Here is a 25,093-nt window from a genome sequence, read left to right as displayed (position 1 = left end):
GATCTATTAATATTTTTATCTGTGTATAACTGAATAAAAAGCATCATTGATTGTAAAACACAAATCAATGATGCCAAATTTTGTTGTTTTTACATCGCCGCTACACCCAAACTCCGCGACTCCAGCACCGTCAGCAATGCTGCCACCGTATCCAGCACCGTAAACAACGGTACATCATTTGCGATTGCAGCTTCACGAATCTGGAGACTGTCGCTTTTAGCAGACTCATCTAATCTCGAAGTATTGATCACCATCTGCAGTTTCCCCGCGTGGATGGCGGTTACAGCATTATCGTCAGACTCGGATACCTTACCGAGCACATCAGTTTTGATACCTGCTTGTTCAAGCATTGCTCCGGTTCCACTTGTGGCAACCAGATCATAGCCGAGGTCTGTCAAACGACGGGCAAGTGCCAATGCTTCCTGTTTATCACGATCGGCAACAGTAATCAGCACCCGACCGAACGTTGGCACCTGAATCCCAGCCGCAACGAAAGCTTTGTATAGCGCTTTTTCAAACGTTGGTGCCATCCCCATAACTTCGCCCGTTGACTTCATTTCTGGTCCCAGCAGTGCATCAACATCTGGCAGTTTGGTAAAGGAGAAGATTGGTGCTTTTACCGCAACTTGGCTACTGTTAGGCAACAATCCCGTTTCAAAGCCGAGGTCGGCCAACTTATCGCCCAGCATTACGCGTGCCGCTAGCTGTGCAATTGGCGTATGCGTCACTTTGGCAATGAATGGCACCGTCCGTGACGCACGTGGATTGACCTCGATCACATATGCTTTATTGTCGTGAATTACAAACTGCACGTTCATCATGCCGCACACATTTAAGGATTTAGTCAGATCAATGGCGGCTTTCACCATCGATTGTTTCACGTGCTCACTCAAATGCTGTGGCGGATAAACGGCCATTGAATCGCCGGAATGCACGCCAGCCCGCTCAATATGTTCCATTAATCCCGGAATAACAACGGTGTCACCATCTGAAATGACATCCAATTCTGCTTCAGTGCCCTCTAAGTACGAATCAATCAGTACCGGGTGGTCGTTTGAAACCTGCACCGCTCGAACCATGTAGTCACGCAATTCTGATTCATCGGCGACAATCTCCATCGCTCGGCCACCTAAGACATACGACGGCCGAATCAACACGGGGTAACCGATCTCGCTGGCTGCACTAACCGCACCATTCACCGTTGTCGCCGTCATCCCCACCGGTTGCGGCAATTGCAGTTGCTTGATCACGTCGTCAAACGCCTGTCTATCCTCCGCCCGGTTCATGTCAGTCACGCTGGTACCTAAAACTTTGATGCCATGGTCGGCCAATCCTTGAGTTAAATTGATTGCCGTTTGCCCGCCAAACTGAACCATGACACCCAGCGGTTGTTCTTGTGCCACCACGTTCAAGACGTCTTCCAGCGTTAAGGGTTCAAAGTACAGTTTGTCCGAAATTGAGAAGTCCGTCGAAACCGTTTCTGGATTAGAGTTCATGATAATCGCTTCGTAGCCGGCACGCTGAATTGCCTTAACCGCATGGACAGTGGCGTAATCAAATTCAACTCCTTGCCCAATTCGAATGGGGCCGGAACCCAGCACCAGAACGGACGTCCGGCCACTCTTCACGGCTTCATTGGCACCATCATACGTTGCGTAATAATAAGGTGTTTGCGAATCAAACTCCGCTGCGACAGTGTCAACCATGTTGTAGCTGACGGTAACTTTTTGTTCTTCTCGCCAACTGCGAACTTGGTCAAACGACCAGTGCCATAGTGACGCAATCAGTGCATCACTAATTCCGTTTTGTTTGGCGAGACGTAGCGTGGTTTCATCGCCAATATGGTCAACTAGCAACTGTTCAAGTTCCACGACATGCTGAATTTTGCTTAAGAAAAGCATGTCAATTTTCGTTTTGTTATGAATTGTTTCACGTGACACATTTCGTCGCAATAATTCTGAGACCCTGAACAATCGGTCGTCGCGTGCTGGCATTAAACTCGCTAACAAAAGTGGCGTGGTGACCTGCTCGAAGCGTAACTCTCTTAGGTCTGTAACACCAATTTCTAGCGATCGTACCGCCTTGTTGAGTGCTTCCTCGAAGTTGCGACCAATCGCCATCACTTCGCCAGTTGCCTTCATTTGAGTCCCTAATTGACGGTCAGCTAATGGAAATTTATCAAACGGCCAGCGCGGAATCTTAACCACTACATAGTCCATTGCTGGTTCAAACGCTGCTACAGTTTTGTTCGTCACCGGATTTTTGATTTCATCTAAGTTCAATCCGACCGCAATCTTTGCGGCCATTTTTGCAATGGGGTAACCAGTGGCCTTGGAAGCTAGTGCTGACGAGCGAGACACCCGCGGATTCACTTCAATAATGTCGTAATGATCGCTGTTTGGATCAAGCGCCATCTGAATATTGACGCCACCCTCGATATTAAGAGCGCGAATAATCTTTAGCGCCGAATCACGCATCATTTGATAATCACGGTCAGACAATGTTTGCACCGGGGATACAACAATCGAATCACCGGTGTGAACACCCACAGGATCAACGTTTTCCATAGATGCCACAATGAGTGCTGTGTCCGCATGGTCGCGCATCACTTCAAACTCGATCTCCTTGTAACCCGCAATTGAACGTTCAATAAGAACCTGCGTTACCGGGGATAATTCCAGTCCATTTGCAGCGATTGCCCGCAACTCATCCTCATCATTAGCGATCCCCCCACCAGTGCCACCAAGTGTGTATGCTGGCCGAACGATGACGGGATAACCAATTTGTTTTGCAAACGCCAATGCCGGCGCTAATTCCGTGACCGTTTTCGAAGCAGGTACCGGTTCATTCAGTTTGGCCATAAGTTCTTTAAACTGCTCACGATCCTCGGCTTGCTCGATAGCGGTGAGCTTAGTGCCCAATAATTCGATGTTTAATGCGGCCAAAATACCGTCTTCGTCCAACGCTTTGGCCATGTTCAGACCTGTTTGTCCACCAAGTGTTGGCAGAATTGCTTTCGGCCGTTCCTGGCGAATTATTTGCTTTAAAAACGGTAACGTCAATGGCTCCAAATAGACTTTATCGGCAATCTCCGGATCAGTCATAATCGTCGCCGGATTTGAATTTACCAGTACGACTTCATAGCCCTCTTCGCGCAATGCCATCGTCGCCTGCGTACCGGAATAATCAAATTCAGCGGCTTGACCAATCACGATCGGGCCAGAACCAATGACCATAATTTTATGAATATCTGTCCGTTTAGGCATGTTGAGGGGCTCCTTTCTGCGTCATTAAGTCAACAAAATGGTCAAACAGGTCGTCAGCATCGTGTGGACCAGGCGCTGCATCTGGATGAAATTGAACGGAAAATGCTGACTGGTCCTTCAAACGTAATCCTTCAACGATGTGATCATTTACTTCCTCATGGGTAACCACCAGTGAGGTGCCAACAACTGATGCAGCATCCACCGCGTAACCGTGATTCTGCGAGGTAAAAGCAAGATGGCCTGTTTGTAAATTTTTCACTGCATGATTGAAGCCACGATGACCTTCGTGCATTTTGAATGTTTCGGCACCATTGGCTAGTGCGAATAATTGATGGCCTAGGCAAATACCCATCAATGGAACGCGTGTTTCGAGCGTTCTAATTTGCGTCAGACAAGACGTCATTGTCCGTGGATCGCCAGGTCCGTTTGAGAGCAAAACGCCATCAGGATGCGTGTTCAAAATCGTTTCAGCATCTGTATCTGCCGGGAACACAGTGACATTTATTTGCCGTTTGGCTAATGCACGAAGAATTGAATTTTTCATCCCGAAATCAATTAAGGCAACGTTCAAGCCTGTATTCGGCGCGACGTAAACCGATTTTGTGGTGGCTTGTTCGACTAAGTCCGGTTGTTCAAACGACTTCAACTGTTCAAAAATGTCATCTGATGGTGCATCAACCAGTGCTGCCCTAACTGTTCCGAGTGAGCGAATTTCTTTCGTCAGCGTCCGTGTATCAACGCCGGTTAGCCCTGGTAACCCCATCGCTTTAGCCCATTCTGGTAACGACTGCGTAGCACGCCAATTGGATGGCTGAGTAGCGACTTCGTGAACAATCACCGCACTGGCAGCTGGTTTTAGTGATTCAAAATCGACTGCGTTAATGCCATAATTACCAATTAGCGGATACGTAAACGTCAGTAATTGACCGCGGTAGGACAAATCTGTAAGAGATTCCTGATAACCGGTCATGCCCGTATTGAACACTAACTCACCCATCGCATCACAGTCGGCACCGAAGCCTTCTCCCCAATAAACTGATCCATTTTCTAACACCAGTGCCCGTTTATTCGTTGTCATCATGACCTCCTGTGTTATCAGTTGTTGCGTCATACACAATTTCACCATCGACCATCGTTAATAACGTCATCCCCGTCACTGTCTGGCCGACAAACGGACTGTTAACCGCTTTAGACGCAAACTCATTTGCGTTGATTGTATGTCGATGCGAAATATCAAACATCGCTAAATCAGCTTTCATCCCAACTTTCAGGACAGTTGGCGCATCTAAATCAAATGCCGATGCAGGTGCCTTTACTAACCATTGTTGTAACTGCGCCAAGGTAGCCAAGCCACTCTCAATGAAGTGGGTGTAGAGCAGTGGGAAACACGTTTCCAATCCTGTGATACCAAATGCTGCAGTGCGAAAATCGCCACGTTTGTCCGCCACACTATGTGGTGCATGATCAGTCGCCACCATATCGATCGTGCCATCCAACAAGCCAGCAATAACCGCCTCACGGTCAGCCGGTGTACGTAATGGCGGATTCATCTTTAAGTTTGTTTGCGTAGCAGATTGAATGTCCGTCTCATCCAGCAATAGATGATGTGGTGAAACTTCAGCAGTCACATGCACTCCCATCGTCTTGGCAACCCGGACGAGTTCCACACCAACCTTCGTTGAAAGGTGAGCAACATGATAATGAACGCCCGTTGCTTGCGCTAGCACCAGATCACGCGCCAATTGAGATGTCTCCGCCAGTGGATCTGCACCTGGCAATCCCAACTGGTCTGCCCGTTCGCCCATATTCATCACACTACCATTCATCAACGATTGATCTTCAAGGTGGGCAACGAGTGGCCGGTTAACAGCCTTAGCAGCTTTCATCGCAGCCAACATTGTAGCGGCACTTTGGACCCCCTTGCCATCATTCGTAAAGCCAATGGCCCCAGCCGCTGCCAGCTCTTCGATAGGACTCACCGTCTCAGCCGTCAGATTGGCGGAAATAGCACCGTATTGTTTCACGTGAATCAATCCCGATTCTTCATTACGACGCAGTTGTTGCCGCAATAGTGTGGCCGTTACTGGTACCGGATTTAAGTTCGGCATCGCCAGCACAGTTGTGAAACCACCTCGTGCAGCGGCTCGACTCCCTGTAGCAATCGTTTCTTTATCCTCAAAACCTGGTTCACGGAAATGAACATGAACATCAATTAAGCCGGGCATTAGTACTGTTCCTTGTGCCTCAATAACATGATCGTCATCGTTTGGTTCAAGATCATGGTCCACAATTGCCATTACCTTGTCACCTTGAATCAGAACATTTCGACGGGCCACCGCACCTGTTTCGTCAACAATCGTGGCACCTTTAATTATTAACCGCATGTTTCGCCTCCGTAACACTTGTCAAAATAGCCATCCGTGCAAAGACACCGTTTGCCATTTGCTTAAAAATCCGTGACTTTGGTGATTCAACTAGACTATCCGCAATTTCAACACCGCGGTTCACAGGTGCGGGATGCATAATAATCGCTTGTGGTGCCAGACGTTCATACCGAGCTACCGTAAGACCGTAGGCTTCATGATAAGATGCCGCGTCAAACTGCTCATCGGCTGCTTCTGACAACCGTTCGTGTTGAACTCTGAGCATCATCATCACGTCGATTGCTGACAAATCATCATCAAGCTCAACACGCTGGCCAAACTGATTGAAATCCTCCGGATACCAACTGGCTGGACCGGCAAAGCTGACGCTAACGCCCAACCGTTGCAAGATTTCTGCATTTGAACGTGCAACTCGTGAGTGACTCAAATCGCCAACAATACGAATATGTAACCCTTCGAAATGACCAAACTCTTCGTAGATCGTCATGAGGTCAAGCAAACTTTGTGAAGGATGTTGTCCAGAACCATCACCGGCGTTGATTAAAATCGGCATTAGCCCGGATTCATCATGTAGCAAGGGTTCATACCAGTTTGTTTGTCGATGGCGAACCACGACGGCATCGACACCAATAGCACCTAGGGTTTTAAGGGTGTCCGACAGGCTTTCACCTTTCGCCGTTGAGCTGCTACTTGGATCAACCACAATCTGCGACCAGCCAAGTTTAAGCTCTGCCATTTGAAAACTACTTTTGGTGCGCGTCGAGTTTTCAAAAAACAAATTAGCAACGGTTCTTTTTTGTTCTGGAATCTCTGCGATACCTTGTTTAAACGCTATCGCTTGCTCGATTAACTGCATAACCTCTTCGTTCGTCAACGTGTTCAAATTCGTAAATTGATTCATGTTGCAGCTCCTTCATTTGTTTTTTGGCAAACAAATAGCCCCTGAAAAATTCCGAGAATCTTTCAGGGGCTTCGCTGTGTTTGCTTATAAATGGTCTGCGAGTATTGTCATGCAGTACTGCAACCAAACCGAATTCCTTTTAAGCCTCTCGGACTTAATTAAAGGTTATTTAATTTGGTTTAGTGTAGCACTGTCCTTTTCGTTTGCAAAGAGGAAATTGTGACTTTTACGAACAAATCCGGTCGTTATTGGAATTAACATACGCGATTATAAAAAAGATGATGAGCCAACTTGGTCACATCATCGTGAATTTGAAGTGCTTAATTTGAAACTAACAATCACTACTTAGTGTCGTCTTCGTCCAAAAATGCGTTCACAAAACCTGGAATCTGTTTGAGATAATCCGTTAATGCTGGACGCTTGGCAACAATAATATCACCCATGTTATGCCACGTCACTTGTTTTGCACCAATCGATTCCAACGGGAAGTTCACAATTCTTTCAACAGAACCTTCATAACCCTTGAATAATTCATCGTTGGTTAATTCCGAAGTGGATAATACCATAGCACTATTAACTGCAGTATGTGGCACAGCCTTTTTGCCAACAAAATTAATAATATGGTTGGCCAGAAAGACCTTATCAAAGAAACCTTTCAACATGGCAGGCATACTCAACCACCAGATTGGGAACATCACGATGACCTTATTGGTCTTCTGAATGATGTCGATATATTTAGCCACCATCGGATCCTTAAAGTCACCTTTGCCATAAACGGAAAGGTCGGTGGCACGCATAACGGGATCAAACCCATCCGCGTACAGATCAATAAGCTTGTAATCCTGTTGGCGTGCAGCCAACGTTTGCGTAACTTGTTCTAGTTCAGCATGCGAAAAGCTACCACCCCACGGATGCACGTAAATAATCGTCACTTGTGCCTTATCACTCATAATTGAATTCCTCCTCTAACTGATGTAACCTACACTAAACTGTCACGCTACGTTACAGTCAATTCGAAAGTGCAAATTATTTGGAGAAATTTTATGTTGAAGATTAGTGCGTTTGCTAAGCTTGCCCAAACGACACGGCGAACATTGATTCTATACGATGAACAAAACGTCTTTAAACCAGCTGAGGTTAGCGATGAAGGCTACCGATTCTACAATTATGATCAGCTGTATGAGTTATCCTTCATTCTGACGCTACGCAAACTCGGTCTCTCACTCGATGAGATCAAGCAAATTAGTTCGACCGAGAGTAAGAAATCACCAAACGTTCTACTGACAAACCTGCAGTCTCGCGTTGATGAACAAATTCACGATTTATTAGCGGTCAAACAGTCGTTAGGCAGCAGAATGACGGCTATTAATTCAGAGACACCGATTCACTGTGACGCGCCCTATATTCATGAACATAAAACGCAATCTTTTTGGCAATCGACGACGTTACACGACTGTTCCCGCCAACAAATTGCCGAGGCCTTTGCAGAGTTTTACAAACGGCTGGATCCACTCGTTAGTATTAATGGTAAATGTTCGGGTTTTGTCCTCGATCTGCCAAATGCAAATGCAGCTCAATTCATCAATGCGCCCTTCCGTTTAATTAAAGAAGCGACTACGGATATTAATAACGCGTTCATTACTACGGTCAATCGACCAGCTGGCGATTATCTGGCAATCGATATCGACAATGACGATACCGCTATTTGTAACGGAATCGATTTGATTCATCAATACGCTGTCGCACATAAACTCACGCTCCGTGGCCCACTGTGGCAAATCAACATGGATGAAGATATCCGTTTACCAGAAGCCACCACTGCGGTGCTACGACTGGAATGTTTAATTGCTAATTAAAAATATAAACCAAACCTGTCAACCCCGACCTTTTCCACTCCTGTCGGGGTTATATTTTTATATAAATATATAAGCCAAACCTCATGTTAGACTTAGGCCATCTTGAAAGGTGGTCAGACATATGAAGTATCAACGGTTATCGATATTCATGTTCAGTATTCTACTGGCAAGTCTATTGTTGTTCCTGCCAATGTCCGCACGAGGAGATTCAACCATAATTTATACGGCACTGCCCAAACAATCGGATCACTATTACCACCGTATTTATCCAGATTTAATTCAATATAATCAAACATTTTCTGAGCGATTGGCTAACGCCGACCAACTAACCAGCCTCACCAAAACTAATCAGCGTGGTAAGTTTGCAACCACTCCTTACACATATGACGATATATGGGTCCGTGATGTGGCACCGATTATCACGACAACAATGGTGAAGTTCCGATACTCACCTGCCTATTTGCCCAAAGCCGACAGTAGTTACTTGAATACGAACTTCACCAATTGGCTGAATCAATCACATTTCGACTATCACTCATCTAAGTTGGTCTTAGACGGTGGCAACGTTCAGTGGGACAAAGATAACGCAGTAGTAATTACCAATCGGGTGTTTAAAGATAATCCACACTGGTCACATCATGACATCATCAACGAGCTTAAACACAAGCTTAATGTCAGCAAAGTTGTCATTGTACCTGCGGAGCCGGGCGATACGCTCGCCCACACCGATGGCATGATCAAGTTTCTGACACCAAACACCGCGTTTATAAGTGATTTTGAAGGAGATCGAGCTTTCCAAAACAAATTCAAACAGATTGTTAAAAAGTCACTCCCTCACGTCCGTTTGATTACGCTCAAATCGGCCTATACTGATGCCGGACAATATGACAAAAAAATTGCGTCTGCCCGCGGTTTGTATATCAACATGCTGGAAACGGCACACACGATTTATGTGCCACAGTTCAATTTGGCCAGAGATAAAGAAGCACTCCATGCCATTCAAGCACACACGTCTAAACGCGTCGTCGGCATCCCCATCACCAAGGTTTCTACACTTGGTGGCGCGGTTCATTGCACTACCTGGGATGTGCCAGCGAAGTTTGCACCAAAACCGTAACCGCGTTTCACGTGTAACAATTCAGGTAGTAAAATCATGACGACATAAAAAAGCCAAAAGCATTCACGGATCACGTGAGTGCTTTTGGCCTTCGTGCTTTTAAATGAGCAGCGATTACGTCATTAAAAGCCACTATAAAAAGTTCTTTGAGTTATTTAATAAGCTATCATTCGACCGATAACGATTCAATTGGATCTAATTTAGATGCCTGATGGGCTGGAGCCACTGCTGACAACAGACTAATTATTACACCAGCGAAAATTCCAAAAAAGGCATAACTTACGCTCATCTGAATGATGCTGAAGTGAATGGCAGGGACAGCAAATTGATTAATTAATAGCTGTGCCAACCCCGCAATGACGACTCCAAGTGTCGCACTGAATAATCCAATAAAAAATGCTTCCGACACGAACAAATTGCGTATATCACGTCGGCGAACGCCCAACGCTCTGAGTACACCAATTTCTTTCGTCCTCTCCGAAACACTGATGTACAGGACAACAATAATCATGATGGCTGAGACCAGTAGTGAAATAGCCGCAATGCCTGCTAATACATAAAAAGCTAACGAAATGTACGTATTCACCGTCCCCAACATCGCGCCAACACCGGTAATGGAAAAAGCTAGTTTACCATTAACCTTCATACCCTTAATTTCATTTTGCGCACGTTTCGTTGTTTGGATATTTTTTGTGGAAACAGTCACGAAGTTAGATCGTAACTTTGCCCCATTTTGCTTATACATGTCCTTCAAACTATTGTAGTTAACAGTGTCTTTGCCAAAATTGATAATGCCGGAAACACGCATATTCCGTGTAACTATAATTGGCTGCCCATTATTATCCACAGCAGCGATGCTGAAATTCACTCTTTGACCAACCAACGACTTGTAATTTTTAGCAAATTTTTGAGCGGTTTCTCTTTTTAACAAAATTTCATTTTTTTCGGGTCGAGACCCCGTCTTGATGTCACTAACCTTTTCTGTTTTGTTCCATGTTTGAAATTGTTTAACTTGCTGTGACTTTCCTCTGTATTTCACTTGAACACCACTGTCCCTTTGGTATCCTGGCACGACCCGAGTGACATTATTAACTTTTTGGATTCGATCACGATCTGCTTTAGTCACCTCTAGATCTTGTTCGGAAGTGACATCACCACTAACTTTTTTGGCCACTTGAATTGTGGTCGGGTTAATGTGCGACATAATCTGTTTATTCATATATCCTTTAACGCCATTGCCCAACGCAAGCATTAAGATAACACTGAAAATACCAATAGAGCCGCCAACCACAATTAATAAATTCCTTTTGGTATTGTACCGCAGGTGTTGCAAGCTCATTTTCAGCGTTGAACGAAAACTCAGATGCCTTGTCTTAACCGAAAGTTGTTTACCCTCTTTTCGAAATGAAGGCTTTAATTGACGATCTTCGTCAATCTTTCCATTTTCCATGTGAATTATCCGTGTACCATAGTTTGCAACATCCTGACTGTGCGTGACACAAATAACCAGTTTGCCCTTCTCAGCAATGTCATTCATTAGCTCCAAAATTTCCTGAGTATTTTCTGCATCCAAAGCACCAGTCGGTTCATCTGCAACGATAATATCTGGATCAGATGCTAATGCTCGTGCAATGGCAACACGTTGTTTTTGACCTCCTGAGATTTGGTTTGGATACTTACTGATGTGATTTTCCAACCCCACCTGTTTTAATAATCTTTTTGCCCGTTTAACCTGTTCATAATGGGGCAGGTCAGTCATTTCCAGGCTAATCATGACGTTATCTAACAACGTTAAATGACTAATCAGGTTAAAGCTTTGAAAGATAAAGCCTATTGTTTGACGGCGAAAATTGTCCATGGCTTGTTCATTAGCATCATGCATAGACTTCCCGTTTAGCAAGACATCCCCTTCATATGCGTGGTCTAATCCCCCGATGATGTTCATCAGTGTAGATTTACCACCACCTGACTCGCCCAATATAGAAACAAATTCACCTCGGTCAAATTTAAGATCAATTCCTTTCAAAACAGGAAATGGTTCTTTATTTACATAATAAGTTTTATGGATATTCTTTAATTCTAAGAAGTTCAATACGATGTCCTCATTTTCGTTTGTTTGGCCATCGACTCCAGTTAAACTTGCGATTGGAATCGATAAAATGAATCATTTTACGTTCAACTCTCGACAATCTGCTATTTTTTAAATTGAATTTTCACGTAGTCACGATATAGCGGCAGTGTGTTCATTAATGCATTGTGAGTGCCGCTACCACTGACATGTCCATGTTCAATAAAATAGATTTTATCGGCGTCGACGATGGTGCTTAATCGATGAGCAATAATGAAAGTTGTCCGACCATGCATTAATTCTCCAAGGGCTTTTTGGACCATCGCTTCTGATTCAGAATCTAAGCTGGCCGTTGCCTCATCTAACATCAAAATCTTTGGATCGCGAAGAAATGCTCTGGCAATAGCCAAACGTTGTCGTTGACCGCCACTGACTTTCACACCGCGTTCACCAACTTGTGTATCTAATCCGCTTGGCATATCGCGTACAAATTGATCGGCGTACGCCAACTGCAAAACATGCCACAATTCATCGTCTGAATATTTTTGACTAGCACCATAAGTCAAGTTGTGCCGAATCGTTCCAGCCATAATGGCAGAGTCTTGACTGACATAACCGATTTGTGAACGCCAATCTTTCAGACTAATGTCCGTAATACTTTTGCCACCGATAGTAACTTGGCCATTTGTAGGTTGATAGTAGCGTTCGAGAATTCCAAAAATAGTTGATTTACCGCCACCCGATGGGCCAGCAAATGCCACAACACTGTTAGGTTTTGCCTCAAAATTAACGTCGTGAAGAACCATTTGTTTGTCATCGGCGTACGCAAAGTCGACATGGCTCATTACCAATGTTTGGTCAGTAACAGATTGCGGTTTGCCAATTCGAAAGTTTTCTTCTGGCTCTTCAAGCAAGGCCCGAACTCGCTGAGTAGAACCACTTGTCTTTGATAGAGAAGTGAAAAATTGGCCCAGACTCTCAATCGGATCCATGATTTGGTACAAATACATCATGAGTGACAACATCGTTCCCAAGCTCATGGTGCCATCTGAAACACGCGCTGCAGCATATGCCAGTAATCCAACTAGAAGTGCCAGTGTTACTGCAGACATAATAGGATTAGCCATTGCGTCATAAACGGCTTCACGTAAACCAATGTGATATAGATTATCGATTTGTTCAAATCCCGTCCTTGTTTCGTATTCTTCTGCGTTAGAAGACTTAACTAGCCGGATTTCACTCAGTGTTTCGCCAGTCGTTCCATTAAAATGGGCCAACGCGTCTTGTCGTTGACGGCCAATTTTACTGGTCTGATTCATGATTGGTAACATAAAAAGCATCAGTAGTGGAATGGCAACAAACATAATGACGGTCATTTTCCAGTCCATGAGGACCATGATTACTAAAGCCCCTACCAGTTGCAGTAGTGACGTGGCCATCTGCGGAAATGAATTGGCAAGTAGGTCTTTAATTTGTGTCGAGTCATTGACCAATCGTGAAGTCATTTCTCCAGTTTTCACACTATCGAAATAACTTACTGGTAAACGTACGAGCTTCTTCCACAATCTTTCGCGTAGCCTAGCAACGACATTCTCCCCAAAAATACCTAATAATGCCCCTGAAGTTGCACTAATCAATGCGCTGAGCAGAAATAAGATAACAACTGTTGCTAACAACTGTGTATTTAAGCTATGTTTCAAATCATTTATCAAACCTTGAGCTAGCTTAGGAACTGCTAGTTGTGCGCTTGTCGCAATCAGCCCTAAAAAGAGTCCAAGCCAGAGTTGCCAATACTTCGGTTGAGTATTTCGAATTAACTGTAGAAAGCCGGTAAAGTCGAATCTTTTCCGTGACCGATCAACTTTTGCGATTTTCGATCTATCAGTCCTTAATTCCATGATGTTTTCTCCAATGATTACTTAATTTTTCTTTTACACTCAGTTTCCTTGACCTAAGTGTGGTCTTAGTCCAAATCTCCATTAGTCAGTTGGTGTCGCCTCACCTGACTAATGGAAATTAATTAATCTCAAAATGTGCTTAATGTTCGTATTTCGCACTATTTCCATCCCACTAGACGTACAACTAAATAAGCTTACGTGAATCATAAGTTTTTTAGTGTTTAAAGACTCTTCTTAAAGCAAACCCTCAAGGCCGAATGTCATTCAACCTTGAGGGTTTGTGCTTCATTGAAACGCTTTTTTATTTTTGAGCAAATTCGTTTAAAACTTCAACACCTGTATTTCCATCATAGAATTCGCTATGACCTTGCTGATTGATCTCAACAATGGGTTCTTCCTTATTAAATCGAGGCGCAATTTTTTCATCAAACCAGGATTGAACGGCTGTAACATCATCTGTTTGTTCACTTCTATGTTTCAGCAGCTCTTTTGGCCGTCGCCAAATTTCAACCTTGAGTGCATGCTTTTCAAGAAACGCTTCATCGTTAATAAAAGCCCGTATCTGATCAAGATTTGTCAGTAATTGATTAATGCGCCGGCGTTCGGTTATAAGATCGGATAGTTCGTCGAGCTCTGCATCACTTGCATAAGTTCGAATAAATGTCTTAGCGGAATTACGATAGGATGCGACCTTTAGCCGTTTTTTATTCTTCTCGTTGTACCTTTTTTGTGCCCGTTTTTGAGCTTCTGTCACTGCCATATTGAAACATCCTTTGCTTTTTTAAATTAGAGTGCCTTCACTAATAACTCAGTTACACTATAAATACCACAAATAATTAGTGTACGCGACCCAAAATCAAACAGTCGATCAGGTTAATTCCGGTATATCAGTCAACGACTAAAGTTAATGCTGCCCAAAAACACGAGGGTGCACTGACATTGTTACGAAGCTTTCACAATTACTTTTTGTTAATCACCTTTTTGTCTTTTGGCGCATCCATTGATAACCACGCGACACCAGAGATCACACCAATAATTAAAGCTAGTTCTCCAATGTTTGATAGCTGGTCCGGCTGATTTCCATAAATCAAGTAGATAGCAGCACTCAATACAATCCAACTGATACCGGCATACATAGCAATTTTAATAGCGTTTTTCATAATTTTTCCCCTTAAATGACAAGCCATGCAACAACAGCAATGGCAGTGTATAGTCCAGCAAGTTTAGTAATGTTCATTCGTTGATCCGGTTTCGCACCATAGCGTGCGTAAATAAAAATAACCGATAGAATCCAAACAATAAGTGTAATTCCTCCAATAATTAAAGCAGTGTTCATAAATAAATCTCCTTTTTCATCATGTAGCATTTTATATAACATGTTATATATAAAACAACGTTTTTGAATATAAAACATGTTATATATATTGTCAACTTTTTATTTGTTTTTTTGAACTAACATCTTGTCGTCTGGTGCGTCAATTGATAGCCACGCTATGCTTGAAATCGCACCGATAATTAGGGCTAGTTCACCAATATTTGATAGCTGGTCTGGTTTATTCCCATAAATTAAATAGATGGCAGCACTCAGTGTAGCCCAACTAATACCAGCATATTTACCAAGTTTAATCGCGTTTTTCATATTCTTTTCTCCTTAAATAATCAGCCATGCAGCAGTTGCAATGGCAGTATATAGTCCAGCAAGTTTAGTAATATTCATTCGTTGATCTGGTTTTGCACCATAATGCACGTAGATAAATATTGAAGATATAATCCAAAGGATGAGAGTGCCTCCTCCGATAATTACAGCAGTATTCATAAATAGATCTCCTTTGTTTTAATGTGGTTTGGTTTGTATATAACATGTTATATATCTGACAACGTGATGACTATATAACATGTTATATATGCTGTCAATTCTTTTTTTGAACTTTTTTCTTTTTTGATTCCAGATAACATATTTTCCGGACAGGTAAATATGTCATTGAAGGCTACGCGGTGGGACGTTTGATACCTAGCTTTTTCTGATCTTAATAAGGGCTACATATTTCTAAGCTCCCCAAGTTTTACCGACTTTTAGTGACTTGCTGTCTAGTATTCATATTTGTGCAAAAAAGCACGAGCCAACCGGCCCGTGCTTTTTGATGGAATTATGCAAAATCGACTAGTTTAAATACGTCTCGCCGCAAGTCAGATCGGTACTTCATAATTATCAACCCGTTAAAAACAATCATCATTACACTCAAAACAAGTACATCCGTTGCAATACTGCCATTGAGCGAAATTGACTGTCGCAACCCGTCGATGAGATAAGTCATCGGAAGATACGGATTGATAACTCGAGCGTAACCACTTGTCAGTTCGACCGGATACACACCTGCCGAAGCAGACAGTTGGAGCACCAAGATAATTGTGATCAACCAGGTACCGAAACCGCCAAGCACAATTCGCAAACAAAATATCAATGACAAGAAAGTCAGCGAACCTAACAACAGCATACTTGCCAATTTAATCTGGGAAGTCGGCATTAAGTGATTACCCCAAGTCAACGCCAATAAGAGTAAACCACTTTGTACAACACCAAGTGCGCCGATAACTGAAAATTTTGACAGCCACCAAGCAACAGCAGACTTAGGCCTTGACTTTGGTAAATAGGCATCGAACATAGTTCCTAAACCAATGCCGCCGACAAACAGTCCGATGGCAATAAAGAATGGTGCCATGCCTGTTCCGTTGTTTGGCACTTTCGCCACGTCTGTTGTGTCAGCAACCACTGGCGAGGCAATGTCATCGGCTGTCCGACGTTGCTCATGCAATTGCTGTAGTTGGTGAGTGCTACCTGCAAGACTAGTGGTAAGTCGCGTACTTCCTAGAGTGAGCGCCGAACTACCATCATGGAGCTTTGCTAGGGCAGCATTCATTTTACCCACACCACCAACGATCTCTGGTGACGCTACGTTAGCAGCTTGCAATCCCCGCTGCAAGCTAGTTGTTCCCGTCCCAACTTGCTGAATGCCGTTAGTTAGACTGGTCAATCCAGTCGTCACCTGATTACTGCCCTTAGCTGCATTCGCCATCCCCACTTGTACGTGTTCAATTGTCGTCAGCAACACACTGACGTACATCGTACTGACTTGGTTTGAAACCTTCGATTGAATCGCCGTTGCCGCCCCTGCGGTCATTTTGGAAACAACAAAGTTACGGCCAGAATTGACTGTGTAGCGGATATGCAAACGTTGTGGTGAACTTGTTAATAATGTTGTCGCGTCACTAGAAAACCGTTTGGGAATCGTCACGACCATGTAGTATTTACCGTTCCGAATCCCTGCGGCAGCCGTCTTAGCCGTTGTCACATGATAATCAAGTGAATCCGAACGACGTAGTTTAGTTGTTAATTGTTTACCAATCGCAATCCGTTTGCCAGAATAGTTTTGCGGCTGATCCTGATTCACAATTGCAACGGGAATCCGGTCCATTTTTCCGTAAGCATCCCACATCGACGATAGGTATAAAAGGCAATAAATCGCCGGGATCAATGCAATTAAAATTAATCCAATGAGCATCCTGCGGCTATGCCATAATTGCTGCCATTCTTTTTTAATCATCTCTCTTAAACTCTCCTTCAACTGAAGTTCGTAACTCATTTCGGTTGTCGATGTTAAGTGAGAAAAGAAGGCCAATCAATGTGCAAGATAGCCGAAAGTGTCAATTTAGCACGGGGTTGATTAATCACTCAAATGGCATAAATACCTGCTATGCCGGCGTTATGGGCCGGTTCATATCTTCAAGTGACAACGCCAAATGAACACTTTTTACCCAAATGCTCATTGTGTGTGCTCGCTGCGCGTCCCTATACTAAAAATAAGTTGCGACCAAGACTAAATGGTAGCAACTTATTGATTGTTATCCTGAACAAGTAACGTTAAATCGACCGGCGATAACGTTCGACTATTCATGAAAATGGCAAAAATCTCACGGGGCGATTCCGGCTGTGCCTTTTGAAACCACTGTGTAATGATGCCGGAAACATTCTGTACAAGAATGGCTTGCGCGTAATCTAGTGGGATATCTTTACCATTCGGACTCGAAACAGATGCGACTGTCTCACGGGCAACCTCGGCAGTAATAAACGCCGTCATTTTCCGCATTACATCTGACTCCGGAATTCGGTACAGCGTTTGCACCATCTGTTTGTGCCGATTGAGGTAAACAAACATGTGATAAAAGACATTATCCTCAACCCGACTGCCAACTTCCCAAGAAGTCTTCGCATAGGTATCAAATATTTGCGCAATTCCCGTTACCAATTGATCTTCATAGGCGTCCAGCATGGCATATTTGTCCACGTAGTGCAGATAAAAAGTCCCTCGACTAACGTGTGCAGTCGTGGCAATGTCACGGACTGTCATTTTCCGAAAACTCTTGGCGGCCACTAGCTTAATAAAGGCCTTTCTGAGTGCCGATTCTGTATTAGTTTCCTTAGTGCTCTCCGTCATGCCAACGCCCTCTTTCTGATGCATCCTAATATGTTTATTTTACTCATTTTTGCGAATAAAACCCAGAGGAGCCCTATGTCAAAAGAAGTCGCGGTCTCACAGAAGTTACAAACGAATAGTAAACGCAAAATGGCCATTGCCAAACGGCTAATTTACCTCAATATGAGCGTTTACCTGTTAATGTCAATTGGCGAACTGATTGTCGGCCACTTTAGCCACGCAATGATCTTAGTCGCAGATGGTAAAAATAACGTTACTGGCGTCATGTCATCTATTTTGCTGTTGGTTGGTTTGCACTTTTCAAGTTTGCCAAGAGACACCATGCACCAGGAAGGTCATTGGCAGTATGAAACTATCGCAGTATTCTTAACTGGCATTATTATGGACTTAGTCGGTCTCAACTGCTTGTGGTCTGCAGGTCGAAGCATCGCCGCCATTATCATCGGTCGAGCAAGCCAAATTCGTATTATTGCCGCCTACGCCGCAGCGATTTCAGGAACTTTAATGCTCGTCATCAGTCACATTAACCACCTCATTGGTGTTCGTGCACATGATAGCTCACTCATCGCCTCAGCACGTGATTCGCTCAGTGACGCACTCACATCTTACGGGACCATGCTGGCAATCTTACTTGCTTACTGGCTACGTATCAACTGGTTTGATGGCCTGTCAACATTCATATTAGGCCTTTACATCATCATTAATGGCAACCAAATTCTCAGTACCAGTGCCGAAAAATTGTCTAATGGATTCAATCCCAAATTGCGAAGCCAAATTTGGCACTTCATTGATCAGTTCGACGACGTTATTCACACAGATTATGTCAATGGTAGATTCACAGGTGACAACATTATCATCGAAGCTGAAATCATGGTCGATAATCGCCTCACAACAGCGGATAGTTACCGCCTTTGCAAAGCAATTGAAGGGGAAATTCAAACGCACTTGCCAGTTTTATATTGTTGTATTCAAGTTCGCCCCAACGCTCTTGAATCAAAAAAATAACGCGTCACCCAAAAATTTGAATGGGTTACACGTTATTTTTTGACCTAAATAGCATCATTCCGTAGTGACAATCACTTGTCCTGGTTGAGGATTGGCCATGACGTAATCTTGTGCGGCAGCAATTTCCGACAGTTTAAACGTTTTGGAAATAGGAATACTGAGGTGATTACGTTTGATTAAATCGAAAATTTCATCAAATAATGCCTGACTCGGTTCGCCACCGTCAAACACAGACAAATATGCACCACCTAATGTGAAGGGGTCAAACTCTTTAAAGACCCATTCACCAGCTAACAAACCAATCATACAGCAGACACCACCACGTTTGACGTGTTCAATTGAGTTTTGACAACTGACCGTGCCCACCATATCAACAATGCCATCATACTTTTCGCTTGTTTGCAGTTGATTATCCTTATCAAGGACCACATGGTCGGCTCCTTGATCCAGTAACAATTGCTTTCGTTCTGGCTTCCTTGTGGTTGCCGAAACTTCAATTCCAAGTGACTTTGCCAGTCCAATCATTGCCATGCCAACAGCCGTAGTCCCGCCCCGAACCAGCAGTGATTGACCCTTTTTCACACGCGTCATTTTCATAGCACCAAATGCTGTGTAAAAGTTTTCCGGGTACTGTGCCAGTGTTTGCCAGTCAACATCGTAATCAACTGCAAACAATAAATCATCTGGAACCAATGCGTACTCTTGATAACTGCCATCAAATTCACGACCAAAACCACCATTGATAACAAGAACACGTTGCCCCTTAGTAAATCTTGAGTTTGTCGCTGGCTCAGACACTTCCCCAACAGCCTCGACGCCGATAACTCGTGGAAACTTTACCGACGGAGAACCACCAGCCCGCGTCAATACTTCGTAGCGATGAATCCCAAAAGCCTTGATGTGAATTACGGTGTGCGTAGCATCCGCCTTAGGAATTGGCCGTTCCTCAATTTTTAAGACACTTGAATCCCCTGGCTCATTAATAACAACTGAACGCATCTTAACTCCTCCATTCGATTTGTTTAATGTTCACTTCTACTGTAAGCCTTTTCTTGATTTAAGGAAAATAAATTTATATTGACAATGTTACTATTAACAATTATAGTATCAAACGTTCGAACAATACTATAATTGTTAATATGAAAGTGACATTGAATATGAAAAATAAAAATATGCTACTAATCCTAACCATGTGTATCGGAACATTCTTATGCATGTTGGATACAACGGTAATGAACATTGCGCTCCCAGCAATTCAGACTAGCATGAACGTGCCTTTAGATCGCTTATCTTGGGCGCTTAACATTTACACAATTACGTTTGCCGTGCTCACAATTCCACTAGCACGGATTGCCGACATTTTCGGGCGCAACAAAGTTTATCTGATTGGGTTGTTGACGTTTGCGATTGGTTCATTTGTTTCCGGAGACGCCAACGTTCCCGCAACATTGATCATTGGTCGTGGTATCCAAAGTATTGGTGCTGCCATCATTTTCCCAACTAGTATGACCATCGCCATTGCATCAACTTCTCAGTCCAAACGTAAAACGGCACTGCTTACCATTGGCCTCACACAAGGACTGGCATCAACTTTAGGACCAACCATTGGCGGTGTTGTAACAGAGTTTCTTGGCTGGCGTTGGGTCTTCTACATTAACCTGCCGTTATTACTTATTGCCTTTATCGGCGTGACATTGCAGTTACCACTGCGACACGAGTCACGAACCAACGCTAAAATCGACTTTGGCGGCATGTTTCTCTTAATGATCACGTTATTCTCATTGACACTATCACTCACGCAAGGCACTGACTGGGGGTGGACAAGCGCTCGTATTTTATCTCTTGCCGGGCTAACCATAATTGCTTTTGTCGCCTTCATTTTCCTAGAATCGCGTGTCAAATCACCTATGGTTCGTCTGGATCTCTTCGCAGATCGGCAGTTTTCCGGCGCGTCCCTGACCGTTATCTTGGCCGGTCTACTGTTAGTGTCAGTCATGGTAATCATGCCGACATTTTTCACACAGGTTCAGGGGAAAACAGAGCTAGTGGCCGCATTACTCATCACGCCGGCTTCATTTATGATTTTTGTTATGTCGCCCATCGCCGGTACCTTGATTGAACATTATGGCCCCCGTTTGATTATTGGCTTTGGCTTCCTTTCTATGGCGATTGGTTATGGCATCCTTGGCTTTATGAACCCAGACCACTACTGGCAAACATTGATCGGGCTCATGCTGCTCGGCGCTGGTTATGGTGTGATTATCGGCCCAATCACCGTCTTAGCCGCGTCCGACTTTGAAGGTGAAAAGCTAACTGCGTCTCAATCAGTGATGGGCGTTCTGCGTCAAATTGGCAATGTTCTCGCTGTCGCCATCTTCGTCTCACTGCTTACTAGTAACATCAGCACGGCCAAAACAACCGCCTGGCATGACGCGCAAACCCGAATTGAGCAAACCTCCCTCTCTCAAACGACCAAGCAGAAAATGCTAAGTGCCACTCATCAACGTTTCATAGGCACAGGAGCCAAGACCTCAACTCACCAGAACAATGGTATCAGCAAGCACCAACAGGCACAGATTATTGCCCGGGAAACAAAACTTGCGACCCAAAGAGCGCACGTTAATCAGCTTCCTGCTCAACAACAAGTTATTGTACGTAAACAAATTCAAGAACGGGTAACACAGAAGGTTGTCGCTATTGTGAAAAAGGATAATTACGAAATCAAAAGCACTGGTGACGGTATTGCTAAGCACACTAAATCAATGATATCGCAGGCCTTCCTGGTCTTATATCGACACGCCTTTCCGTTTGCAATTAGCTTCATTTTCGTAGCGCTCTTATTTTACCGGCGCAAAGATTACTTGGCGATTATCAAGCACGATGTTAAAATTGCGCGATAAAAAAGCGGTTCTTGAAGATTCTATGATAACCTGTACTTAATCACTAAAGGAGTTAATAGACCATGAAAAGTCGGCAAATCGTCCTCGGTATTTTAAAAAGCGGTCCTCAAACAGGTTATGACATCACCCAACTGTTTCAAACAAGTTTTGCATTCTTCTTTGATAGCTCGGCCGGAATGGTCTATCCTGCGCTACGAAAACTCGAAAAAGACGGAATGGTCACTAAGGAAATTGTCCCCCAGCAGGGTAAACCTGATAAAAACGTTTTCTCGATTACGCCAGCAGGTGAAGCGGAATTTGCCGAGTACCTTCATTCGCCCGTAGAAGCAGAAAGCGTCAAATCCGATTTTTTGGCACGGTTAATGTTTGGCGAATTTGTCGATCCAGAACGAATCGTACAAATCGTTAAGGATGAAATCCAGCAGGAATCGGAAGAAATTGAGCAACTTCAACAGCGACTTAGCGACTATCTACCATCACATAATCGGTGCATGTCGACCGGGCAAAAATTAGCCTTTGCATACGGCATTAATTCGAGCAAAACAGAAATCGCCTTTTTGAAACAATGGTTGCAGGAACATCCAGATGGTAAGTAAAGTTCTCGTCTTTACGCACAAAACTGAATAAGCAAATAGGCTGGCGAAGATTAATTTCCTCGTCAGCCTATTTGTTTAGTCAAGCATTGTTAAGCCTAGTTTATTTTTCAGCAATTAATAACCCGACTTGCTTGGGAATATCGATCGCACCATTACGCAGTCTTAACGTTTCAAAATAAACGGTCAGCTCTTGCAGTAACTTATCATCAATCCCATCATCTGCCATGTTAGTCGACTGGATCCACGCAATTAAATCTTGTGTCTTGGTAATATGCAGACTATCGGGATAGTCCCGTCGATGAACTTGACTAAAAGCCCTGTCTAACTGTGGCACGCCATTTTGCAAATTAAAACTTAACTGCTCGGCAAACGCCATGTTCGTCGGTTGAATTGATTGAATCGCTTCGTGCAGATAATGTTCCATCCCCTGATTGCCATTGACCGCGGTATAAAAGGTGCCGTGTGGTTTCAATACCCTAGCAATCTCACGAATAGCCAGTGCAATATCAGGCACAGTGTGCAACGTGTGATTTGCGATAACAATATCAAATGATTCATCAGAAAAAGGAATTGATTGTGCGTCAATTTTCATACAGTTGACTCGTTGGTCGTTTCCAAACTGGTTTGTCACTAAATCGATCATCCCCTGTGAATAGTCAGACAGCGTTAACGCAACCGTTGAAGGCAGTTGCCCCAAATATCCTTGCCACAAGCTACCATTGCCACAGCCTAACTCTAAGATGCGATCACCTGAGTGAATGGTCATTTGGTGACGCAGCCATGGCATTAGTCCCTGCTTATTTGTGCTATATTGCTGATGCAGGCGTTGTCGAATTGATAAGTTATTATCCGTTTGATACTGTGCATTGTCTTCTGACTGCTGGATTGTCATGTAGGCACTCTCCCAAATTAACGAATAATAGCATACCCATAACCTTATATTCGCTTTTAATAGTCTAACTATCACCTTTTGGTAAGCTGCCTGCAAGACAATAATTTCTTTTGCTTCAAAACAAAGTTAACGATTATTTCTTATCTTCCGGCTTGTTGCTGAGCATGACGGCCATCGTGTCCATGTAATCATACCAGTGAACAATTTTACGATTTTTAAGAATTGCGATGGAACAAAAATTGTTGTCATATTTCTTACCTGTACTGGGTACCACGCCGTGAACAGCATATTCTAAAATCACCGCGTGTTTGTCAGCATCCTTGTAAACTCGCAAACCATCCGCACTATCCAACACCGCTGAATAACCTGCAAACCAATCCATATAGGCCTGACGCCCCTCAATTTTGTTGGTAAAACCAGGAATATTGTACATGAATTCAAAAACAGCATTTTCATCAACGGCTTCCCAGTAATTATCTGTGTCTACCTCACCCTTTAGACCTTCCATGACAATATTGAAAAATGCCTCGGTACCTGGTTTATATGCAAATTGTTCACTACTCATAACTAATTCCTCCTAAATTTTCGTGTGTCATAAATAATCAGCTGGCTTAGTGTCAAACGCACGCTGCCTTACTGATTGAATTCAGCTTACCAGCATAAACCTGACAATAGACTGTCATGTTTTCCAAAAAAAGAGCAAACTTAATTGAGCAAGTTTACTTTTATTCGTCTCCGTTATCGCAGTCAATTTAACGCAGATTAATAACGCCTATCCTCTATAGAAAGGCCCAATCCCATGAAGTCCAATCGATTATTCCAAATGATTTATCTACTAATGAACCATAATAAAGTCGCTGCGCCGGCTCTAGCTGAGCAACTAGGTGTTTCGGTCAGAACCGTATACCGATATGTCGATGACTTGTCGGCCGCCGGTGTCCCCATCTATGTTCTACAAGGTCGCAATGGTGGTATTGCCCTCCTGCCGGAATATAAAATCGACAATACAATCGTTAATAAGCAGGAACAAACGACCATTTTAGCTGCCTTGAATGGCTTAAAAAACCTCGGCGTCGACAACAATGAAACGGTCGAAAAGTTATCGGCCCTGTTTCATCAACAGCCCGTTGCCTGGATCACGATCGACCCATCGACATGGTCTGACTCACGTAACCAAAAGAGCACACTAGCTAAGCTTCGCGATGCGATTATTCATTCTCGACTAATTACGTTTAATTATTTAAGCGCTAAAAATGAATATTTGCCCCGTGAAGTGTTTCCCTACCAAGTCATTTTTAAAGATAAAGCATGGTATCTAAGGGGATACTCAGTAGAGCGTCGAGCAGACCGATTATTTAAACTGTCACGAATTGATCATCTACGCGTGACGAACAAACAATCGTTGGCAGATGGCAAACAACCGTGGTTGACTAACCATTCTGTTCAACAGTCTAGCGCATCCAACCGTATCGACATTCAGTTGCACGCGGATGCAGTCTTGAAGTACCGCTTGTTTGAAGCCTTTCCAACAAATCAAATTGTTCAACAATCAAACGGTGACTATCTGGTTAACACAAAGATGAATGACGATGACTGGTTAATTACTTACTTGTTGTCTTTTGGATCACACTTAACCGTGGTACAACCAAGCTCACTACGGCAGCGAATGAAAGATGAAATTCAGAAATGTTTGGTTCATTATTAAAGCCTGACAAAG

23 protein-coding genes are annotated in these 25,093 nt (G+C 43.6%); 6 read left to right on the top strand and 17 right to left on the bottom strand.

Annotated features, from left to right (window positions below):
- Positions 1 to 89: 89 nt before the first annotated feature.
- From carB to LROSL1_RS00650, 5 genes are all read right to left on the bottom strand, one after another.
- Positions 90 to 3,266, bottom strand: coding sequence for a carbamoyl-phosphate synthase large subunit (gene carB / locus LROSL1_RS00670; protein ID WP_178913367.1), 3,177 nt, complete (start codon positions 3,264 to 3,266; stop codon positions 90 to 92).
- Positions 3,259 to 4,344, bottom strand: a complete 1,086-nt coding sequence (locus tag LROSL1_RS00665; RefSeq protein WP_178913366.1) for a carbamoyl phosphate synthase small subunit — start codon at positions 4,342 to 4,344, stop codon at positions 3,259 to 3,261. The genes carB and LROSL1_RS00665 overlap by 8 nt, the downstream gene beginning before the upstream one ends.
- The gene (locus LROSL1_RS00660) at positions 4,331 to 5,650 is read right to left on the bottom strand and encodes a dihydroorotase (RefSeq protein WP_178913365.1); all 1,320 of its coding nucleotides are present in this window, start codon (positions 5,648 to 5,650) and stop codon (positions 4,331 to 4,333) included. Before LROSL1_RS00660 ends, LROSL1_RS00665 begins: the two co-directional genes overlap by 14 nt.
- A complete protein-coding gene (locus tag LROSL1_RS00655) occupies positions 5,634 to 6,551 on the bottom strand; it encodes an aspartate carbamoyltransferase catalytic subunit (protein ID WP_178913364.1) in 918 nt (305 codons plus the stop codon). Before LROSL1_RS00655 ends, LROSL1_RS00660 begins: the two co-directional genes overlap by 17 nt.
- Positions 6,552 to 6,892: 341 nt before the next feature.
- The gene (locus LROSL1_RS00650) at positions 6,893 to 7,501 is read right to left on the bottom strand and encodes an NAD(P)H-dependent oxidoreductase (RefSeq protein WP_178913363.1); all 609 of its coding nucleotides are present in this window, start codon (positions 7,499 to 7,501) and stop codon (positions 6,893 to 6,895) included.
- A 93-nt stretch (positions 7,502 to 7,594) separates the two neighbouring features.
- Between LROSL1_RS00650 and LROSL1_RS00645 the strand changes: the two genes are divergently transcribed.
- Both LROSL1_RS00645 and LROSL1_RS00640 read left to right on the top strand, forming a co-directional pair.
- Positions 7,595 to 8,407 carry a MerR family transcriptional regulator gene (locus LROSL1_RS00645; RefSeq protein ID WP_178913362.1) on the top strand — a complete coding sequence of 271 codons (813 nt, stop codon included), beginning with the start codon at positions 7,595 to 7,597 and terminating at the stop codon, positions 8,405 to 8,407.
- Positions 8,408 to 8,528: 121 nt separating this feature from the next.
- A complete protein-coding gene (locus LROSL1_RS00640; RefSeq protein ID WP_225440540.1) occupies positions 8,529 to 9,524 on the top strand; it encodes an agmatine deiminase family protein in 996 nt (331 codons plus the stop codon).
- A 166-nt stretch (positions 9,525 to 9,690) separates the two neighbouring features.
- On the opposite strand, the gene LROSL1_RS00635 is transcribed toward LROSL1_RS00640, so the two are convergent.
- From LROSL1_RS00635 to LROSL1_RS00595, 9 genes are all read right to left on the bottom strand, one after another.
- Positions 9,691 to 11,616 (bottom strand): ABC transporter ATP-binding protein/permease, encoded by a 1,926-nt coding sequence (locus tag LROSL1_RS00635; RefSeq protein WP_178913361.1) that lies wholly within the window; start codon positions 11,614 to 11,616, stop codon positions 9,691 to 9,693.
- A 101-nt stretch (positions 11,617 to 11,717) separates the two neighbouring features.
- Complete coding sequence (locus tag LROSL1_RS00630; RefSeq protein WP_178913360.1) at positions 11,718 to 13,490, bottom strand: ABC transporter ATP-binding protein; 1,773 nt, start codon at positions 13,488 to 13,490, stop codon at positions 11,718 to 11,720.
- A gap of 301 nt (positions 13,491 to 13,791) precedes the next feature.
- Positions 13,792 to 14,250, bottom strand: coding sequence for a hypothetical protein (locus tag LROSL1_RS00625; protein WP_178913359.1), 459 nt, complete (start codon positions 14,248 to 14,250; stop codon positions 13,792 to 13,794).
- Between the two features lie 199 nt (positions 14,251 to 14,449).
- On the bottom strand, positions 14,450 to 14,650 hold the full coding sequence (locus LROSL1_RS00620) for a hypothetical protein (RefSeq protein ID WP_178913358.1): 201 nt from the start codon (positions 14,648 to 14,650) through the stop codon (positions 14,450 to 14,452).
- Between the two features lie 11 nt (positions 14,651 to 14,661).
- Positions 14,662 to 14,826 (bottom strand): hypothetical protein, encoded by a 165-nt coding sequence (locus LROSL1_RS00615; protein WP_178913357.1) that lies wholly within the window; start codon positions 14,824 to 14,826, stop codon positions 14,662 to 14,664.
- Positions 14,827 to 14,925: 99 nt separating this feature from the next.
- Entirely contained in the window at positions 14,926 to 15,129 is a 204-nt protein-coding gene (locus tag LROSL1_RS00610; RefSeq protein ID WP_178913356.1) for a hypothetical protein, read from the bottom strand.
- 12 nt (positions 15,130 to 15,141) lie between these two features.
- On the bottom strand, positions 15,142 to 15,306 hold the full coding sequence (locus LROSL1_RS00605; RefSeq protein ID WP_178913355.1) for a hypothetical protein: 165 nt from the start codon (positions 15,304 to 15,306) through the stop codon (positions 15,142 to 15,144).
- Between the two features lie 331 nt (positions 15,307 to 15,637).
- Positions 15,638 to 17,092 carry a YhgE/Pip family protein gene (locus LROSL1_RS00600; protein ID WP_178913354.1) on the bottom strand — a complete coding sequence of 485 codons (1,455 nt, stop codon included), beginning with the start codon at positions 17,090 to 17,092 and terminating at the stop codon, positions 15,638 to 15,640.
- A 288-nt stretch (positions 17,093 to 17,380) separates the two neighbouring features.
- Positions 17,381 to 17,983 (bottom strand): TetR family transcriptional regulator, encoded by a 603-nt coding sequence (locus LROSL1_RS00595; protein ID WP_178913353.1) that lies wholly within the window; start codon positions 17,981 to 17,983, stop codon positions 17,381 to 17,383.
- A gap of 75 nt (positions 17,984 to 18,058) precedes the next feature.
- Here LROSL1_RS00595 and LROSL1_RS00590 point away from each other — a divergent pair, with 75 nt between their 5' ends.
- On the top strand, positions 18,059 to 18,988 hold the full coding sequence (locus LROSL1_RS00590; protein WP_178913352.1) for a cation diffusion facilitator family transporter: 930 nt from the start codon (positions 18,059 to 18,061) through the stop codon (positions 18,986 to 18,988).
- Between the two features lie 54 nt (positions 18,989 to 19,042).
- Here LROSL1_RS00590 and LROSL1_RS00585 read toward each other — a convergent pair whose 3' ends face one another.
- Positions 19,043 to 19,987 (bottom strand): zinc-binding dehydrogenase, encoded by a 945-nt coding sequence (locus tag LROSL1_RS00585; RefSeq protein WP_178913351.1) that lies wholly within the window; start codon positions 19,985 to 19,987, stop codon positions 19,043 to 19,045.
- 158 nt (positions 19,988 to 20,145) lie between these two features.
- On the opposite strand from LROSL1_RS00585, the gene LROSL1_RS00580 reads away from it, so the two are divergent.
- Both LROSL1_RS00580 and LROSL1_RS00575 read left to right on the top strand, forming a co-directional pair.
- Positions 20,146 to 21,888, top strand: coding sequence for an MFS transporter (locus LROSL1_RS00580; RefSeq protein WP_178913350.1), 1,743 nt, complete (start codon positions 20,146 to 20,148; stop codon positions 21,886 to 21,888).
- Between the two features lie 62 nt (positions 21,889 to 21,950).
- Complete coding sequence (locus LROSL1_RS00575; RefSeq protein ID WP_017261345.1) at positions 21,951 to 22,484, top strand: PadR family transcriptional regulator; 534 nt, start codon at positions 21,951 to 21,953, stop codon at positions 22,482 to 22,484.
- A 100-nt stretch (positions 22,485 to 22,584) separates the two neighbouring features.
- Here LROSL1_RS00575 and LROSL1_RS00570 read toward each other — a convergent pair whose 3' ends face one another.
- Positions 22,585 to 23,376, bottom strand: a complete 792-nt coding sequence (locus tag LROSL1_RS00570) for a class I SAM-dependent methyltransferase (RefSeq protein WP_178913349.1) — start codon at positions 23,374 to 23,376, stop codon at positions 22,585 to 22,587.
- Positions 23,377 to 23,509: 133 nt separating this feature from the next.
- The gene (locus LROSL1_RS00565; protein WP_178913348.1) at positions 23,510 to 23,941 is read right to left on the bottom strand and encodes a nuclear transport factor 2 family protein; all 432 of its coding nucleotides are present in this window, start codon (positions 23,939 to 23,941) and stop codon (positions 23,510 to 23,512) included.
- A 234-nt stretch (positions 23,942 to 24,175) separates the two neighbouring features.
- On the opposite strand from LROSL1_RS00565, the gene LROSL1_RS00560 reads away from it, so the two are divergent.
- Positions 24,176 to 25,081 (top strand): helix-turn-helix transcriptional regulator, encoded by a 906-nt coding sequence (locus LROSL1_RS00560; RefSeq protein WP_178913347.1) that lies wholly within the window; start codon positions 24,176 to 24,178, stop codon positions 25,079 to 25,081.
- Positions 25,082 to 25,093: the final 12 nt, after the last annotated feature.

It is taken from the genome of Furfurilactobacillus rossiae (assembly GCF_013394005.1).
GTDB classification, from domain to species: Bacteria; Bacillota; Bacilli; order Lactobacillales; family Lactobacillaceae; genus Furfurilactobacillus; species Furfurilactobacillus rossiae.
The sequence above is the reverse complement of the archived record's forward strand: the minus strand, read 5'-3'. Positions and strand labels throughout refer to the sequence as shown.